The sequence below is a fragment of the Gimesia fumaroli genome (assembly GCF_007754425.1).
GTDB classification, from domain to species: Bacteria; Planctomycetota; Planctomycetia; order Planctomycetales; family Planctomycetaceae; genus Gimesia; species Gimesia fumaroli.
This window is the reverse complement of the sequence record NZ_CP037452.1, coordinates 6873416-6889823: the sequence shown is the minus strand read 5'-3', so window position 1 is coordinate 6889823 and position 16408 is coordinate 6873416. Positions and strand designations below refer to the sequence as shown.

Genomic DNA, 16408 nt, shown 5'->3' with positions numbered 1-16408 from the left:
TGATTTGTCTGGCTCATACAAATTATGGTTGCGCAGTCTGCTGCTGCTTAGCGAAGTTGGGCTGCTTGACGGAATTCTCTTTGTCGTTGGGGGGGATGGTTTTGACGACTTTCCAGGCCAGTCCCAGTTTTTCGAGCACGAGAATCGCACCGTAGGTCATGTCGAGCTCCCACCATTTGTGACCGTTCTTAGCCATGCGCTGATACTTGTGATGGTTGTTGTGCCAGCCTTCGCCGTAGGTTAACAACGCGACCCACCACAGGTTGCGGCTGTCGTCGGTCGTTTCATAATTGCGGTAGCCCCAGATGTGTGTGGCGGAGTTCACGAACCAGGTCGCATGCAGCACATAAAACAGCCGCACGAACATGCCATACACGACCATGCTGATCGCGATTTCCGATCCGCCCAGCCAGTAGCCGATGCCATACAGAATGGCGCCCATGCCGATATGCCAGAGCAGAAACGTGCGTTGCAGGAACCGCATGAAGGGGTCTTTGAGCAGGTCGGGGGCGAAGCGCTCGTGTGTGGCCTGAATTTCTTCTGTGCTGTGATAAGGGATCAGCCACATGATGTGACTCCACCAGCGTCCGTCGCGCGGGGAATGCGGATCGCCGGGCTGGTCACTGTGCAGATGATGTTTACGATGGTTGGCCACCCATTGTATCGGAGGCCCTTGCCCGGCCAGTAAGCCGATCAGGCCGATCAGGCGAAACATGAACGGATACGTCTGAAAGCTGCCATGCGTGAGCAGGCGATGATAGCCCATGCAGATCCCGATGCCGCCAGTCAGCCAACCCAAAAACAGACAGGTGATCAATCCCGTCCAGGTAAAATAAAAGGGGGCGGCCAGCAGTCCCAGATGAATGACGGCAATCCAGCCGATCACGGGCCAGTCGACGCGTTTATCTGCATTGGCAGAGACTGTCTCAGTAGATTGCTCAGAGGTTAAATTGTCAGTTTCAACACGTGGCGCGACGGTCTGCTGAGAGTTCATTCAATAGGAACCAATGCTATCAATGTGTAGGGGCAAATAAAAAACCGGCCGATTTTAGGGGGATTGGCTGTTTGTGTCTATAGAAGAGGGGGCAGTTGGGAGGGATGTGCTGTTTTCATGACGAGTGTACAGAGTTTTGTTAGAATTCCCCCCCATTTCGATGAGAATTCAAATGAATTTCCTTGATTCTCGACAAGTCTCCAGATGATCAGAGAGATAAGTTTTTTTCGGTACATGGAGTTGCTAACCCGGCCGTGTGAGTGCGATTCAAGAAAAATACGTTCCATAAGTGTTACGGGGGGTAGGGGCGGCACCCACGTGTCCGCCCTATGATTCTGTGTCGCGTGTTTTCGAAGAATTCGTTTTCTGGGTTCTAAAAGTGTGCTCCGGATACGCGGTTGCGTTAGAATAGAATCTGAAAGTTTAAACGAATCCAGGTCCCGCGTAACGTGAGGTGCTCTAATGTGGCGGAATTGTGGTGTGGCGGTTTTCTCGCTGGTGCTATTTACTTTCAGTTTTACGGCGACGTACGCAGACGTATCGTTTCCCAACGCACGCAAGCCGACGAATGAAGCGGAGCTGAAGTACTGGCTCGAAAATATGTTTGTGTTTCATCACTTTACGGTGGATGAAATACAGCAGGCGACCGGCTTGGAGCAGTCCGACATCAAAGCGGCTCTCAAACGGTTTGATTTGAAACGGGAGCTTGTTTCAGAACGCAAGCCAGCAGCGCCTTTGCTCGTCAAACCGTATCCCGGCGGGCGGCATCCGCGGATTGGTTTTCTGGAAGGCGCCATCGAACCGCAGCGGGAAACGAAGATCTCGGTCTTTGCGCCGTGGGATTCGGCAAGCTATGTTGTGCTGGATATTCCCGAAGCAATCTGGTCGAACCTGGGACTGACCTATCTGGCTCACACGCATGTGCCGACCATCTGGTCGAAACAGAATATCGCGCTGCCGCCGCTGGAATGGACGCGGCATCAATGCGGCAGGCTGTCGCTCTCGCGCACGCTGCCGAACGGTATTGAATTCGGAACGGCCGTCGAGCCGCGAGAGGATGCGGTGCTGATGGAAATGTGGCTCAAGAATGGTACGAAAGAGCCATTGTCCAAAATGCGCGTACAAAATTGTGCGATGCTGAAAATGATGGATGGTTTCACGCAGCAGAACAATGAGAACAAGCTGTTTCGCGAACCGTATGCGGCGTGCCGCTCGGCGTCGGGCAATCACTGGATCATCATGGCGTGGACCCCTTGTTTTAAAGCGTGGGGGAATCAGAAGTGTCCCTGCCTGCATTCGGATCCCAAATTTCCTGATTGCCCGCCCGGCGAAACGGTTCGCGTGAAAGGCTGGTTCTCATTCTACACAGGGACCGACATCGAAGAGGAATTCAAGCGGATCGACGCACTCAACTGGCAGAAGCTTCCGGTGCAGAACTCTGAATAGAACGAAAGGGCTGACTCGATCTATTTTTCAATACAACTATTTCCCACAAACATCATATTCAAATTGTGGGAAACGGGCGCGGGCGGCTTTGGTCAGAGGAATTGGTTCCTTGATGGCGATATCACACCATACGAGTTTCGACAGCCGAGGCATCTTGGCCAGCAGTTCTAACCGCTCGTCGTTGAGTGTGGTCGGATCTTTGATGGTGATCTTTTCTACGTTGGAGAGCCAGGGAAGCAGGTGGGCCGCATTTTGGTCGAATTGCAGCTTGTCGACTTCCAGCCGCTTCAGCGCGGGCATTTGTGCGAGCTGCACCAAAGTGTCCTGATCCAGATTCAGGTTTCGACAGTAGAAAAATTGCAGATGGGGAAGTCGCGTTAATGGTTGAAGTGCCCGTGCATCCGGCAACTCAACAGGGATATGACATCGTTCCAGCTGGGGAAAGTTGGTTAAAAGAGTCAAGGCGGCACGTGCCTGATCTCCGCTCAGATGATTTCCCGTGTCCCAGCCGATGACCAGTTGCTTGATGCGGGGCTGATGTTCTGCCACTTGTTCGAGCAGATAAAATATGTCGTCTGTTCTTCCGGAAGGGACTTTCAGAACTTCCAGATTGGGTGCCAATGCAAGCGCGTCGGCCAGACGTTTCCGAGGAAAGATTTCCCGGATGATCCAGCTTCGCAGATTCTGACGATCACCGTTTTTCAGGAAATAGATCATGGCGTTCTGTGTTACCGAACCCAGATCGATTTCGACTGAAGTCAGCTGGGAACACTTCGTCATTTTCTCCCAAAATGGGGTTACGTCTTCCGCTGCGATATCAACATGAATTTTCAGGTCTTCCAGTAACGGAAGCGTTAGCACTTGCTCTGCTGCCTGTAGCGAAATCGATTGGTTCCCGAAATTAAGATGTAGTCGGTTAAGTTTCTTTGCCTGAGTGATCTCAGAGAGCCCGGCTTCATCGAGATGTGAATAGAGGATTTCAAGATTCGTCAGATTCGGCAGATTTTTGAGAGCCGTGTAACCACGCTCATTGATACGGCACAGCGAAAACTTGACTCCCGCGAGTTGCTTTACCGCGGAGAGCGTTTCAATGCATTCTCCCAGTTCCGGATTCGTCTGGTCTCGCGTTCCATAAAACCAGATCCGAACAGGGAACGGCAGTTGATTGACTAAAGGAATTACGTTTTTGAGTACTTCGGTATGTTGATAAACTTTTTTACCGTCAACAGTCTTTGACGGATTTCCTACCCAGATTGAGAAGGGTTCATTATTTCGCGGGAACCAGAGCCCTGCGCGTTTCCGTTTGATCTGCTGGTACAGGTTGTCTAACGCAGGATCCAGCCAGACAGGCGTTGCTTCTGGGGTTGGTTGGGGAGGCGCCCCCGAGAATTCCGGCGCGCGCTTCGACAGAATCAGGTTGATTTCCTTCAATCGCTGTTCACGCTGTTTCGAATCGACGTCTGCTTGAGAGGGGGGCGTTGATTCTGCTGAAGTCTGTTTTTCCGCAACTGCGTTTTGGGAGTGATCAGAACTTATTATTAATCCGCCGATACCTGCCAGTGCTAATAGCACTGCCGCTACCGGACAAATGAATTGACGTAACATCAGACACTCTCCCTTTGATCTACCTGAAGTAGCTCAGGCAACGCCCTGCGATCAGCAAACGGTCTCATATTGATTACAATGATAAGATGGCTGCCGGAAGTCTTTCCACTATCTTATTGTACATAACAAAACAGTTGTTGTCCGCTTTCAGTAGCAAAAATCTTTCAGGCATTCCCCGCTGTCAGACAGGTGTCTTCACGTATCTTCCTTTCATTTAAGATTTTATAGCACAATTAGACACCTGGAACAGCCTCAGGGTAATCTCCCTCCCTTTCTGATTTCTTTGCAAAAAAATCTGTAACAGTCTCGTTGTTTCTTCGCTTGGTGAAGCAGTGAGAGGGGAAATCTGGTTTTTTAAGTCGAGGGGGCTTTTATGATGCTGACAGATTGTAATTTGACGCTGGATGTGGATCGAACGAATCTATTTGAACAAAAACTTCAGCAGATGATCAATCAAGGAGGTTTATGCTTGATGATCTCCATCGGTCATCGAACTGGTTTATTCGAAGTGATGGGCAGCATGGACTGTGCCAGCAGTCAGGAGATCTCAGAACGTGCCGGTTTGTGGGAGGGGTATGTGCGCGACTGGTTAGCCGCGATGGTCAGTGGTGGCATTATCGAATATGACGAGATGTTCAAGACCTATCGTCTGCCGAGCGAACACGCTGCACTCTTAACGCGCGCCTCGGGTTTAAAAAATTATGCGACTGATGTGCAATGGTTTTCGATTTTCGGAAAGATGGAAGACGACATCATCCGATGTTTTCGTGAAGGAGGCGCCATTTCCGAATCGGTGTTCGCCGACCTGCAGTCAAAGCTGGCTGCAGAAAAAACGGAATCGAATCTTAATGGACTGTTCAAGTATGTCTTGCCACTGGTTCCGAGTCTGATTATGCAGTTGTGTGAAGGGCTTGATGTACTGGACCTGGGTTGTGGTGGTGGCGAGACGCTGTTGGAACTGTCGCAGGCGTTTCCCCAAAGCCGGTTTGTCGGCTACGATCCTTCCCCGGAACAAATTGAGAAAGCCTGTCGCACTGCAGAGGAGCGTGGGATTGATAATGTGTCGTTCTTCCAACGGGACCTGGATCAGATTCATGCGATAGACGCATTCGATTTGATCACTGCGTTTGATGTCATGCACGATCAGGTCTATCCGTTTCAGGTTCTGGATGAAGTCTATGCTGCATTACGGCCAGACGGAATCTTTCTGATGCAGGACATTGCCAGTTCAAACCGTGCTGAATTGAATCTGGAAAACCCGTTAGCCCCGTTGCTCTACACGATTTCGTGTATGCGAAGCATGGCACAGCAAACTGAAACATCAGCCGACCGTATCAGCTGGGGAGAAGCGCCTGCTTACCAGACATTGGAATCCGTAGGTTTTGAAAAGATTGAAGTCCATGCACTCCCGCACGACGTTTTGAGCTGTTTTTATGTCGCGACCAAACCGATGTGTTCAGCAGATCGATGAGAGTGCTTCGGTTTACTTCTGAAACAGTTTCTCAGCGAGGATTTCATAGTACTTCGCATCGGAGTCGACTTCTTTGATGTAGGCATCGAGAATACCAGGATCAACAAATACCATTGCCGGTTGATTCTGGTAATGGGCCTGGGCAGCTTTCAGTAGATAGCTGATGTCCGTACGATTTAAACGATGGGTTTTGCACAAATCGTAGAACAGTCCCTGGGGCGTATCCGCGTTGGCTTTCCGCTTTAGCTGCAGGTTTTCCCAGAGGTAGAGGGCGAACCAGATTCCACCAATTACCAGAGTCGCCGTGATCAGTAGCCAGTTTTCCTGCAGCATGCCGCGATTCCGGAACGCCCGCGAGACGTCATCAGTATGGCCTGCCAGTATCAAATAGAAATCCACGTTCATCTTCTCACCATTCCATCACGTTATGAATTACCGGGGCTCTCTGAATTTCGGTGGACCCTGAGCGCTTTGAGGGCGATTTCACGAATCCGCGCATTCTCATCGGTGATCAGAGTCACCAAAGCCTGTTTGGCTTCGGGTTCGGTCATGGAAGCCAGGATTTCAGCACTGGTTCTGCGTACCAGATCATCGGGATCTTCCAGCAGTGAGCCCAGTGCGGGAATCAGTTGATCGTGCAATTTGAGCATGTGGGCACATCGGGCCGCTTGAATGCGCCGTTTTCTCAATGGATGTGCCATTGCCCGGCTGAAGTCCAGGATGCAACGAGGGTTCAGCTTCTGCAGTAACTTGCCTACCGAAGGACAAACCTGAGGATTGAATTCTTCAAAGTGCTCCAGCACATAATCGACATCGAAACTGGAAAGCTCTTCGCGTGCGGCTGCTCTGACTTCTTCCACCGGACTGTCAATTTTATCAACCAGCAGATTGATAGCATCGGGCACATGCTGTGCACGGAGTTGACAGGTGGCCCAGGCCTGTTGAACCGGATCTTCTGAATCGAGACTCTGCAATACCATTTCCGTGACTTCGGTGGTATCCAGATTCCGTAAGATCCCGATGGCGGCTTCTTTCGCAGCGGGAGTCCCATTCTGCAGCATCCACTTTTGCGCCTGTTTTTTACTGACGAGATCCAGATCCAGCAGACTGATTAGACGGATGACGGCGGTCTGCAGTACTTGTGGAATCTTGCTGAAGTCCTGTCGGTCAGAGCGAAGCCAGACCACTTTTCCGACTTGCTTGAAATTCGAGAGTTGCAGATCGGAAACGCGTTCCGGCAGCCAGCGCAACAGATGTGCGATAAACTCGGGGTCTTCGCGCTGGGCAATAGCCTCGAGGGCCTTCGAGTTCGGATAGTTGACCTCGGTAAAATCGCAAATCAACTGCATCACGCCGATGTGTTTGCTTTCTTTCAACACCTTTTCGACAAGTTCTCTCGTTTCATCGTTGGAATGCCACAAAATTTTGCGGATCGCGGGATCACCGACATTTCCCAGGATCAGCAGGCTTTCAATAATTTCTTCGGGCCGATCCAAATCACTCAGATTTTCCGTTGCGGATGCCAGTGCATTCAAATTATCGCGTCGAATTTTTTGTGCATTTCTGAGGAACGTGCGCGAGTAAACAGAATCGCTCGAGGTATCCAGGAAGTATTCGTAGAGCTTGCTCACCAGATATCGCAGGGTTTGTGAAACCAGGTCCGGCTGATGGTTGACCAGACGCTGATTCTTAAACAAGGCGACCAGTGAGGGGATCTGTCTGAAATCGCTGGTGCTGCGGACGAATTCCAGCCCGCAGTACTGCAGTTCGCGGTTTCCATGCTGCAGGCACTGTCGGATGGCGGAATCGAGTGCATTGGATTGCGTTTCCAGCAGCTTGCGGATTTCGCTGGTATGGGTTGCATAGCGTCGAATGACTTCGACCAGTCCCCGGGTGCTTTGCTGTTCCAGTAACGCGAAGACGGCTTGTTCCCTGATTTCCGGATCTTCGACATCCAAAGCCAGTATCAGCACATTCACCGCATGTGAATTTCTGCTGAGTGACAACAGCTCAAATGTTTTTGCAATTGAAGAGGTCATGCCGGTTTAAAATCAAAAAAGAGTGAGATGCTTCATGGAAATCAGGGCGTACTCTGTATGCCGTTGGTCGATTCATGCCTTCAACGCAAATACAGAGTCCTGAGCGACTCGTTAACTGGCCCTCCTCTCTCTATTATCGTAAACAGGAGAGGGAGGACTGGAACCGGACTGTTTCAGTTAATGCAACTGGTACAATCAGCACTACCGTGAAAACGGATAAATCCGGCGGTACGCTGGTTTCTGGTTTGAGATTCAGTCTTCTTTTGAGAGCTGTTGCAGAAACGCGTAGGATTCCCGAAGCACATCGGGGGCAATATGGCTATGGCGACTCAGTTCAACGTGAATGCCATCGGAATAATTGATTTTGCGCAGCCCCGCCATCACATCAACGAAGTCAATTTCTCCTTCGCCGAATCGCAAATGATCGTGCGCACCGTAAAGCATGTCTTCAATATGAATATTGAAAATGCGGTCTCCCCAGGGCTGGATGAACTGACTGATGGGCGTTTCTCCCATACATTGCAAATGCCCGATGTCGACGGTCAGTCCAAAACAGGGGTGATTCACAAGCTGTGTTAATTCTTCAAAATCATGTAGCGTTTCAATCAGCATGCCTGGTTCGGGTTCGAATGCCAGACGGACCTGTTTCTCAGCCGCATAGTCGATCACTTCCCGGCAACCTTCTGCCAGTCGTGCCAAAGCGTCTTCACGGGAGAGATCCTGTTTGAGTTGCCCTGCCCAGAACGAAACGGCGTCGGAATGGAGAACCGCCGCCAGATCGATACAACGTTTCAAAAAATCGATGCGTGTGGCGCGTTCTGCGGGTGAGGGACTGACCAGAGTCGGTTCATGTTTAGCATGAGGATTTAACAGGAACCGGGCACCTGTTTCGATCACGGAGGAGAGCTGGTATTGATTCAGCAGGGTCTGCATCTTCTCTAATTGCTGAGGGAGATCAGACGCAAAGGGATTGAGACAATAGTGGTCCACGGTAATCGCGACCGACTGATAACCGGTCTCGGCGAGTAGCCGGATGGCGTCATCCCAGCGATGAAAGGCCAGGCCATTGGTATTGTATCCCAGTTTCACGTGTTGACTCTTTACTTTCGTTCCGGATTCGAGAAGAAAAAGAGCCCTCAATCAAGTCGATGAGGGCTCATCACAACGTTTCAAGTAATGCCGCTGCGATTAGTCGGCCAGTGGTTTGACGCGAATATTTTTATAATAAACGACACTTTTGGGATCGTGGGCCTGCAAGGCAAAGCTCCCTTTTTCTCCCAGAGACGGGTAACCGGTAGCACCTTCCGGTTCGGTGTAGTCAATCACGGTTTCGCCGTTGATTTTAATGACCACGTTTCGACCTTTGACGATGATGTGCTGCGTCCACCATTCATTATCTTTGGCAGGTGTTTTGTATAATTTTACGCGGTTGTAAATGCTGCCTGTTTTGACGAGATCTTTGTGAGTTACATTAACCTGTGATTCATAACCCTGTGTGGGCCAGCCTTCTTCCTGAAATTTTGTGTGGAAGAAAATCCCGGAGTTGCTGCCTGGTGTGGTTTTGACGTCTGCTTTGAACTCAAAGTTCTTGAACTCTTTCTCGGTAAAAAGGTGAGATCGTTTGCCTGTGACGACGATCATGCCATCTTTCACTTCCCAGGGGCCGTCTTCCGCAATCCGCCAGCCAGTCAGATCTTTGCCGTTGAACAGGCTGATAAAGCCTTCTTCGGTTTCCGTACTTTTTTCGCCGGAATAAACGTTGCTTCCCAGAAGGGAAGAGACCAGCAATGCGGCCATGATTCCTGTAAAGGCGTTGAAGTAGTGAGTCGCGCGGTGCATCTTCATCGTGTTGAAAACTCCTGAAAGTGAGTGTTGAGATTAGCAGGGTGTTATTTTTATATATGCTACGTAGTCAACGCATCCGGTAAAAGGAAACAGGGCACTTCCCCGAACTTTTTCAGGAAAGTGCCCTGGCCTGGCTTAAGGATATTAAGTAATTCGGCTCTGTTTAAAGCTTGGGAAGTTGGATTTTACTTCCCTTCCCTGATCCAAAATTCTTGTATCTCGGATCACGGAAACCATCTTCAAATTTCATCCCAAATCCCTGGTTCAGTTCATATTGAGCCCGTTGTGCCCAGGGGGTTCCCGGATGTTCTTTCATGACAAGTTTGTATTGTGCTTCCGCTTTCTTTAATTGATTATCCAGTTCCTCAACGCTGACTTTCGTCAGTTTGACCTGTGCCGGATCTGGTGGCAGCATTTTTTTGACACGTCTGACATTCCATTCATTGTTCTTTTTTTCTCTAAGGGGTGGCTTGTTCTTCAAATGCTGGTCCATGGCCAGACAATATTGGAATAATCGAACGCGGTACGCCAGACATTGTGCCAGCGCCAGGTCATAGGCAGCGCGCCAACGTGCCGACTGTTCCTGTGCCCGTAATGGCTTGACCGATTCCAGAATATCAATTGACTTCTGTAACAAGCCAATTGCACGAATGGCTTTGGGGACTTCCTTACTTCCTTCTTCGTAGAATTTTTTCGGGTCAATCGGATAGTGGTGTTCCCGAATATTTAACTGGTCGTCTTTATGGGGGTTGAGTGTGACGATCACTTTCCAGAGCGAGGAGCGAAACTTGCTGGCACTGCGTTCGGCATCATATTCACGGCGGGAGAGTAACAAAGGCTGGTAGACTTTGGTGTCCTGAAAACGAAAACGCCGTGAAAACTGGCTGCCTGCTCCTGCCAGATTTTTTTCTTTTCCAGGCAGGACAAAAAAGATGCCGCCACTTTCCCGGACGATCCGCATCTGCTCGTAAGGCCCAAATCCGGCCGAGAAGGTGTCCCAACGTCCGTGTAAACCGTCGTACTGCATTGCTTCCGGAAAAGCCGTTTCCGGTCCCCGGTTCACACTGATCCAGTGATTCAGTTTATAGACCGGGTCGACCCAGATCTGTCGGGCAAATGGATAACCAAATACGGATTCGCGGCCCATGATATAAATGGGAGACTTCGCTCGTTTTGCCCGGGTGATGACTTCTTCTACCATCTGACCATCATCGCCCGATTCATCACTCACAACAATGATCAATAAGGCGCGGTCGGTCCGATTAGCGATGACCATATATTTGTCGATGGCTGCCGAGATAGACTGACACATGTTTTCCAGGCCGGAGTCATCCACGGGAATCTTTTTGATGGCTGCCTGAATTTCTTTGAGATCACTCGTTGGTTTTTCTGTGTGAACATGCACCCCTTGACCGAAGCTGAGGATGGCGGTTTGCAATGCCTGATCGCGGGCACGCGACTTGGCTTCCTGTTTGGTCGCAATGCCTAATTCAGCATAAATCTTCCGGAAGTTGTTATAAATTTCTTCCTGGTCGTCTCGCATACTTTCTGATTCATCAAATAACCAGACGACGAGCGTTTTTTCATCGCGCATCACGCGGATCAACTCTTTGGAGATGCGGCTCATCGCCGGGCCGTACCCTTCGACAACAGCACCGATATCGCCGGTTACTTCTCCAACGCCGAGATCTTTCCCGAGAATGTCGTCACCGGGAGCCGTAATTTCTCCCGCGGTGATTTTGATTTCCGGCTCTTTCAGACTTTCAGAAGTCTCAATTTTTTGCGATGAGATCGCGGGCGCAGCCGAAGCTCCGACGCTGGTGGAAATCGTTCCGCCGGAGGTCACACTCAACGATTCAGAAACGGACAGATTGGTATCCAGAACCTGTTCAAATTCGGCCTGTTCCCGTACATCGTCGAAGATTGTTTCAATCGCGACTTCGGGCTGATTGTCGGTGAGGTGATGATGAATCATTCCCATCGCAAGCAAAATGACCGCATGTACGACCAAAGATGTGAAAAACGCTGAATAGTCTCGCGCTCGAGCCATCAGTAATATCCCCCTTATCATTTCTTTTCGCGAGAGCGAATCAAAATGCGTGCCTGTTTTGTCTCAATCTCATAAATGATTTTGAAACGATGATAGATAATTCGAAATGAATTCGGAGCAGGGACCAGCCGCAGGTATTCAGTGTGTCCCGTTCCTTAAAATCTTATGATGTCTATTGTTACAATATCTGGAATCACTCAGATTTTGAGTGGTTTGCTGGTATCAATACCCCGTTTTTTGAGTATCTCACGCTTCTTACGCTGTTCTTCCTCAAAACGTGGGCTGCGTGGGCCTTGAACACGATTTCCTGATGCGTCCAGGTTCAGCTTCATTTCTTTCCATTCCCACCCGAGTGGCTGGTTCAATTCCATGGCTGCCAGAAACGACCAGGGAGTTCCAGGGTGTTCATCAATAATGCCGTTGAGCAGCTCGGTGGCCTGTTTACTCATCTTACGTACGGAGGGGCTGGATCGCACATCCTTGGATGGGACCAGTCTCCAGGCATTATTACCTTTGGTTTTAAATGATTTGGGGTTACTTTTCATTTCGGCCAACACAGTGTTATAGCCATGAGCCCGTACGCGGGTCGCCAGGACGCGGCCTAATGCCAGATCGTAGTTGGCACGCCACCGTGGTTCAGCAATTTTCTTCCGGTCCTGTATTCCCATCGCCAACATGGTCTGCAGTTCCTCCAAACCGTAGTCGAGTTCAGAAACTGGTTTTTGAGCCGCCGTGATCGCCTGTCGAAGCACGTTGTCTGTATTCGCAGGAAATTCCAGGGTCGGGGTTGGTAAGGTACGCTTGGAAAACTGTGTTGCAGCTGCCGTTTTGACGAGTGCCGCTTTGGCTGCATTCGATTCGAGCTTTTTCTGATAGTCACGGATCGCAATATAATCCGGGTGATAGGCCCGCATGTCGGCGGGGTCAAATTTGACTCCGTTCGAATCTTCCGTAATGAAAAAGATTCCATTGGTTTCTGCACACAAGCGGGTTAAGGCATATGGGCCATAGCCTGACGTCAATCGTCGGGCTTTGTAACCGTTTTGTCCCCAGAATGGCAGTTTGATCCGTTCGGGCATTACGGTTTCCGGCCCGGTTTCTGCAATCGCCGGTACATCATAACCATCGACTTTGAAGGTCGTCATCTCTTCACGTCGGCCGAAGGGAGACGCGTTTCCAACGACATAACATTTAATGCCGTTTCGTTTGGTAAACAGGATGGTCTCTTCCAGATTCGCGACCGCGTCGGTACCGGCTTCATCGGTGACGACGATCACCATCATGTTACGACGGCCCTTCTTTTTGTAAGAAAGCCAGCGTTTTGAAACCTGACCTACGGCTGCGAATACATTTTCGTCTCCGGTGGTGTCTTCTTTGATCGAACGAATTTGTGAGACCACTTCTTTGATATCACTCACTGGGTCTTTAGTGACGAATTGAGTCGTTGCACCGAAGGCGGCGACAGCTGTTTTCAGCGAGTTTTCATTTTCCGCTGCTTCCAGAATCCCCAGCTGTTTATACACGTTTTCAAAACGGTCGGCGATTTCATTGCGGCGTTTGCTGACGGAAGGAGAAACATCAAACAGCCAGACGACGAGCAATTTTTTCTCTTTGGCGGCGGCGGCAATTTCCAGCGTCAAACGGTCGATGGCACCGGCCACGCCCCCTTCGGGACGGTCCGTTTCGCCTTTGACTTCGACCGAAGCCATCAGTTCTTCTTTCGCCGGTTGGGTCAGTTCATCATTGAAGATGGGCTCAGGAGTTTCAATTTCACTTTCCAGCTGATTCTGCATTGCTTCCTGCTGTTCGCGCGCCGTTTGTGGTGCGGCGGACATGGAAGGAGCCAGGATCTCCGAATCGCCGGAACTGCCAACGACGTCCTGAATGGTCGGGTCGATGTCAAACGAATCCTGATCCAGTTCTTCGATCGAAGAAATGATGGCATGCTCAGAATCCAGCAGCGTAATGCGGGTGATACTTGCCAGAACAAGCAGGATCAACAGATGCACGCCCAGACTGATAAACCAGGCGGGCACTTCCTTCATGTTCAACCAGCTGTGGGGTTCGGCGTCTACAATTTCGTCAACATGAACGTCCCTGGCGGAATTGACAACACTCACGGCCTGCTCCTTCGGATTAGACTGAAATAAGCACTCGCTCAACAGTTGACTTCGGTCTGCTGAGCCGGATCAGTAGTGAACCGGGGAAAAATACCCCCGTTTGACATCAAACATCATTGATGATTATAAGAATTTTCGTCTCTCAATGACGCATCAAACTTGGAATTTTACCCCTGAATTCAGACAAATACAATCATTGCCTGCCCAGTGGACTCAAAAAACTGTTCAAAAGTGCGCTTTGTGCGGCTTTTTGGACTATTTTGCTCTACTTTTATAACCCCTGAATGTGGTTCAACGTTCGTCTTTTTTTTGCATTCCGTAATAATTCATCACCGTTTACGAAGAAGAATTACGTTCGATGCCGCGAAACAATACACTGGCTGTTTTCCCAAACGGATGCACAATACTTTTGACAGGCGATCCTAAATGTCTTTTGAGTGGCTCTATGACTGGCTTCCCGTCACCTTCTATTACCTGATGGCAACACTGTTGCTGCTGGCGAATTTGACAGCCTGGGTCTCGATTCTATTCCTCGTGCCCGGCAACTGGATCATGGTGCTGCTGTCGGCACTGTTTTATGCGTTCATGCCCGGTCAGGAAAACAGTGGGATCTCATTGACGGTGTTACTGATCGCAGTAGCACTCGCCGGTCTGGGTGAACTGGTGGAAATGCTGGGCGGGTCCGCAGGCGCAGCGAAAAAAGGAGCCAGCCGTCGCGCGATGATTCTTTCGTTGCTGGGTACATTCTTCCTGAGTGTAATCGGTGCCATGGTCGGTACTCCCTTTCTGCCTCCGTTTGGAACGGTCCTTGGTGCCGTCTTAGGAGGGAGCGTAGGGGCTTACATCGGCGCTTACCTGGGCGAAGTCTGGAAAGGGAATGAGACCGTTGATCGTTACGAGATCGGACGGGCGGCGTTTGTCGGTCGTATTCTGGGAGTCGTCGGAAAGATGGCGATCGGCGTCATCATTCTTGTGATGATCACCATCGATTCGTTTATCTGATCACCGACGGCGCGCATGAAAAAACGGTGATTGCATTCGGAAACACAATCACCGTTCGAACAGGAAACATTGCTCACTGATTCGTAGTTATTCCAGATCGAAATTAATTTCGTTATCCCCTTCTTTGACCTCAGCTGTCAGTCCGGAGGTCTTGGGGCTCATCCCATATTTTTCCGGGATCAACGAGAGATCTACATTAGCCGCTGCGGATTCTGCAGGAAGTTCAGATGTATCTTTCTCCGAAATGATCATGACCTTGTGGCCGCCGATCGTCGCGCCGTCACCCTGGGAATAAGTGGTCAGTGTGTAAGAACCGTCGGCCTGGATCTCACCGGAAGCTGCTTTCCCCGGGCCGTCAGGAATAAAGGTAACCGAACCACTGGGCAATGGCTTGCCTTGATATTTGACCACTCCATGGACTTCACCAGTGGGGAGTTCATCCGAATTACCACAGCCTGCCAGCAGAGGCAGCACCAGGAAAAATCCTGAAAACAGGCATCGATTTGTACGTAAAAATAGCTTGCGCATAGCGATTCTTCTTCAAAAAAGAGATTGGGTGATTTGAATTTCAGGTCACATTGAAGTGCAGCGGGTGAGTTAAAACTCGCCGACGATTTCGCCCGTTCCACGGGTTGCCAGTGATTTCAAAAGATCCAGACTCAAGCTTTCAGAAAGGAAGCGAACGCTGCCATCGCAGAGCAGCATGTGAGTACCTCCGACATGCTGGCTGCGCCAACCGACACCGTATTGAGAGTGATTGCCGGAACCAATTGGATATTGAACAACCTTGGTGTCGATCATCAGATAACCGTCGGCTCCTGGAGGGCTGCCATATGCATAGGTGGCCCAGGTCCAGGGCACGATATCATCCCAGCCCCCTTTAGAACCGCTCCAGCCAAGGTAGCTGGATAATTCACCCAGCAAAAATGTATTCGTGGTGCCATCGGTAATGTCACGAAACCGTGTTTTGTGTCGAGGGTAAAGCACCCCTGATGTCGCATAGTGTCGGCTGGAATTCGAGCCATTCACAAAACCGACATCGACCGAGCCTCCATTGCCTCGGTAATGCAGTGAAGCGTCATTGCCCGGGTTGCCTCCCCAGCTTGTGGAATAGTCGGTCGCACGCTCCCCAATTTCTGAAGAAGGACAGATGAAGACGGCAATCGGATCGGTGAAGATGCTGTCATCTCCGTTATGCGGCGCGGTCGTGAAACGATAAGGCATCAGGTTCGTCATCTCACCCATCGAACCGATGGCGTTGTAACGGGGGGCCTGATCGAGATAAGGCAGAATTCGTGCGGACCAGCCGGTAATGTAGCCAGCGTTTCCAAAATAACCTGTCGGCAGCATGTTGAAATTGTCATGATAATTGTGAAACGCCAGACCGAGCTGCTTCAGATTATTTTTACACTGCGATCGACGTGCCGCCTCCCGTGCCTGTTGAACGGCAGGTAACAGCAAGGCTATCAGAATCGCAATAATGGCAATTACGACCAGGAGTTCAATCAGCGTGAAACCACGCTTTCTTGGGGTTGATTCAGTCATTCAATTCTCTCGCTAAAAATCAGAAAAGAAAATAAGCATTAAAATACAATACGGCCTACCTGCTCGCAGGCGGGTGGGGCGCGTTAGTTAGAAGTATTGAGTTGAGACAGATCGAATTTTCTGCAGCACGATACGATAGAGATGTTAAGTAAGTAGACAATATCTTAATAACGCTGACTAAGGAATTCAATTATTTTATGAAGATTCGTAAATAAAGAGGTGGTCACCGCCTGCTTGGCACAGTTGTCACAACCATTGCATAAACAAGGGGTTATGTGATGTGCAGGGCCT

The 16408-nt window shown here is 50.1% G+C and carries 13 protein-coding genes; 3 read left to right on the top strand and 10 right to left on the bottom strand.

What is annotated here, in order from left to right:
* Window positions 1-22: 22 nt before the first annotated feature.
* Window positions 23-994, bottom strand: a complete 972-nt coding sequence (locus tag Enr17x_RS25995; RefSeq protein WP_145312827.1) for an acyl-CoA desaturase — start codon at window positions 992-994, stop codon at window positions 23-25.
* Window positions 995-1456: 462 nt separating this feature from the next.
* Here Enr17x_RS25995 and Enr17x_RS25990 point away from each other — a divergent pair, with 462 nt between their 5' ends.
* Window positions 1457-2440: a hypothetical protein gene (locus tag Enr17x_RS25990; protein ID WP_145312825.1), complete on the top strand. Its 984-nt coding sequence runs from the start codon at window positions 1457-1459 to the stop codon at window positions 2438-2440.
* A 36-nt stretch (window positions 2441-2476) separates the two neighbouring features.
* Here Enr17x_RS25990 and Enr17x_RS25985 read toward each other — a convergent pair whose 3' ends face one another.
* Entirely contained in the window at window positions 2477-4045 is a 1569-nt protein-coding gene (locus tag Enr17x_RS25985) for a hypothetical protein (protein WP_145312823.1), read from the bottom strand.
* A gap of 373 nt (window positions 4046-4418) precedes the next feature.
* On the opposite strand from Enr17x_RS25985, the gene Enr17x_RS25980 reads away from it, so the two are divergent.
* The gene (locus Enr17x_RS25980; RefSeq protein ID WP_232100862.1) at window positions 4419-5516 is read left to right on the top strand and encodes a class I SAM-dependent methyltransferase; all 1098 of its coding nucleotides are present in this window, start codon (window positions 4419-4421) and stop codon (window positions 5514-5516) included.
* Between the two features lie 12 nt (window positions 5517-5528).
* Here the strand turns inward: Enr17x_RS25980 and Enr17x_RS25975 are convergent, their stop codons facing one another.
* The 6 genes from Enr17x_RS25975 to Enr17x_RS25950 all read right to left on the bottom strand — a co-directional run bounded on the left by Enr17x_RS25975 (window position 5529) and on the right by Enr17x_RS25950 (window position 13570).
* Window positions 5529-5921: a hypothetical protein gene (locus tag Enr17x_RS25975; RefSeq protein ID WP_145312821.1), complete on the bottom strand. Its 393-nt coding sequence runs from the start codon at window positions 5919-5921 to the stop codon at window positions 5529-5531.
* A 20-nt stretch (window positions 5922-5941) separates the two neighbouring features.
* Window positions 5942-7495, bottom strand: a complete 1554-nt coding sequence (locus Enr17x_RS25970) for a HEAT repeat domain-containing protein (protein WP_198000813.1) — start codon at window positions 7493-7495, stop codon at window positions 5942-5944.
* A 312-nt stretch (window positions 7496-7807) separates the two neighbouring features.
* A complete protein-coding gene (locus tag Enr17x_RS25965; RefSeq protein ID WP_145312817.1) occupies window positions 7808-8644 on the bottom strand; it encodes a sugar phosphate isomerase/epimerase family protein in 837 nt (278 codons plus the stop codon).
* Between the two features lie 99 nt (window positions 8645-8743).
* Window positions 8744-9400, bottom strand: coding sequence for a 3-keto-disaccharide hydrolase (locus Enr17x_RS25960; RefSeq protein ID WP_145312815.1), 657 nt, complete (start codon window positions 9398-9400; stop codon window positions 8744-8746).
* 163 nt (window positions 9401-9563) lie between these two features.
* Window positions 9564-11450: a vWA domain-containing protein gene (locus Enr17x_RS25955; RefSeq protein WP_232100861.1), complete on the bottom strand. Its 1887-nt coding sequence runs from the start codon at window positions 11448-11450 to the stop codon at window positions 9564-9566.
* A gap of 197 nt (window positions 11451-11647) precedes the next feature.
* Window positions 11648-13570: a vWA domain-containing protein gene (locus tag Enr17x_RS25950; protein ID WP_145312809.1), complete on the bottom strand. Its 1923-nt coding sequence runs from the start codon at window positions 13568-13570 to the stop codon at window positions 11648-11650.
* 426 nt (window positions 13571-13996) lie between these two features.
* Between Enr17x_RS25950 and Enr17x_RS25945 the strand changes: the two genes are divergently transcribed.
* Window positions 13997-14572, top strand: coding sequence for a DUF456 domain-containing protein (locus tag Enr17x_RS25945; RefSeq protein ID WP_145312807.1), 576 nt, complete (start codon window positions 13997-13999; stop codon window positions 14570-14572).
* An 87-nt stretch (window positions 14573-14659) separates the two neighbouring features.
* Here Enr17x_RS25945 and Enr17x_RS25940 read toward each other — a convergent pair whose 3' ends face one another.
* Together Enr17x_RS25940 and Enr17x_RS25935 are read right to left on the bottom strand one after the other, a co-directional pair.
* Window positions 14660-15100 carry a DUF4198 domain-containing protein gene (locus Enr17x_RS25940; protein ID WP_145312805.1) on the bottom strand — a complete coding sequence of 147 codons (441 nt, stop codon included), beginning with the start codon at window positions 15098-15100 and terminating at the stop codon, window positions 14660-14662.
* Window positions 15101-15169: 69 nt separating this feature from the next.
* Window positions 15170-16117: a DUF1559 domain-containing protein gene (locus Enr17x_RS25935; protein WP_145312803.1), complete on the bottom strand. Its 948-nt coding sequence runs from the start codon at window positions 16115-16117 to the stop codon at window positions 15170-15172.
* Between the last annotated feature and the right edge of the window lie 291 nt (window positions 16118-16408).

What these genes read in the sequence shown, in the direction of transcription:
- Enr17x_RS25995 (WP_145312827.1), bottom strand. Translation starts at nt 994, where the DNA reads ATGAACTCTCAGCAGACCGTCGCGCCACGTGTTGAAACTGACAATTTA.
- Enr17x_RS25990 (WP_145312825.1), top strand. Translation starts at nt 1,457, where the DNA reads ATGTGGCGGAATTGTGGTGTGGCGGTTTTCTCGCTGGTGCTATTTACT.
- Enr17x_RS25985 (WP_145312823.1), bottom strand. Translation starts at nt 4,045, where the DNA reads ATGTTACGTCAATTCATTTGTCCGGTAGCGGCAGTGCTATTAGCACTG.
- Enr17x_RS25980 (WP_232100862.1), top strand. Translation starts at nt 4,419, where the DNA reads ATGATGCTGACAGATTGTAATTTGACGCTGGATGTGGATCGAACGAAT.
- Enr17x_RS25975 (WP_145312821.1), bottom strand. Translation starts at nt 5,921, where the DNA reads ATGAACGTGGATTTCTATTTGATACTGGCAGGCCATACTGATGACGTC.
- Enr17x_RS25960 (WP_145312815.1), bottom strand. Translation starts at nt 9,400, where the DNA reads ATGAAGATGCACCGCGCGACTCACTACTTCAACGCCTTTACAGGAATC.
- Enr17x_RS25955 (WP_232100861.1), bottom strand. Translation starts at nt 11,450, where the DNA reads ATGGCTCGAGCGCGAGACTATTCAGCGTTTTTCACATCTTTGGTCGTA.
- Enr17x_RS25945 (WP_145312807.1), top strand. Translation starts at nt 13,997, where the DNA reads ATGTCTTTTGAGTGGCTCTATGACTGGCTTCCCGTCACCTTCTATTAC.
- Enr17x_RS25940 (WP_145312805.1), bottom strand. Translation starts at nt 15,100, where the DNA reads ATGCGCAAGCTATTTTTACGTACAAATCGATGCCTGTTTTCAGGATTT.
- Enr17x_RS25935 (WP_145312803.1), bottom strand. Translation starts at nt 16,117, where the DNA reads ATGACTGAATCAACCCCAAGAAAGCGTGGTTTCACGCTGATTGAACTC.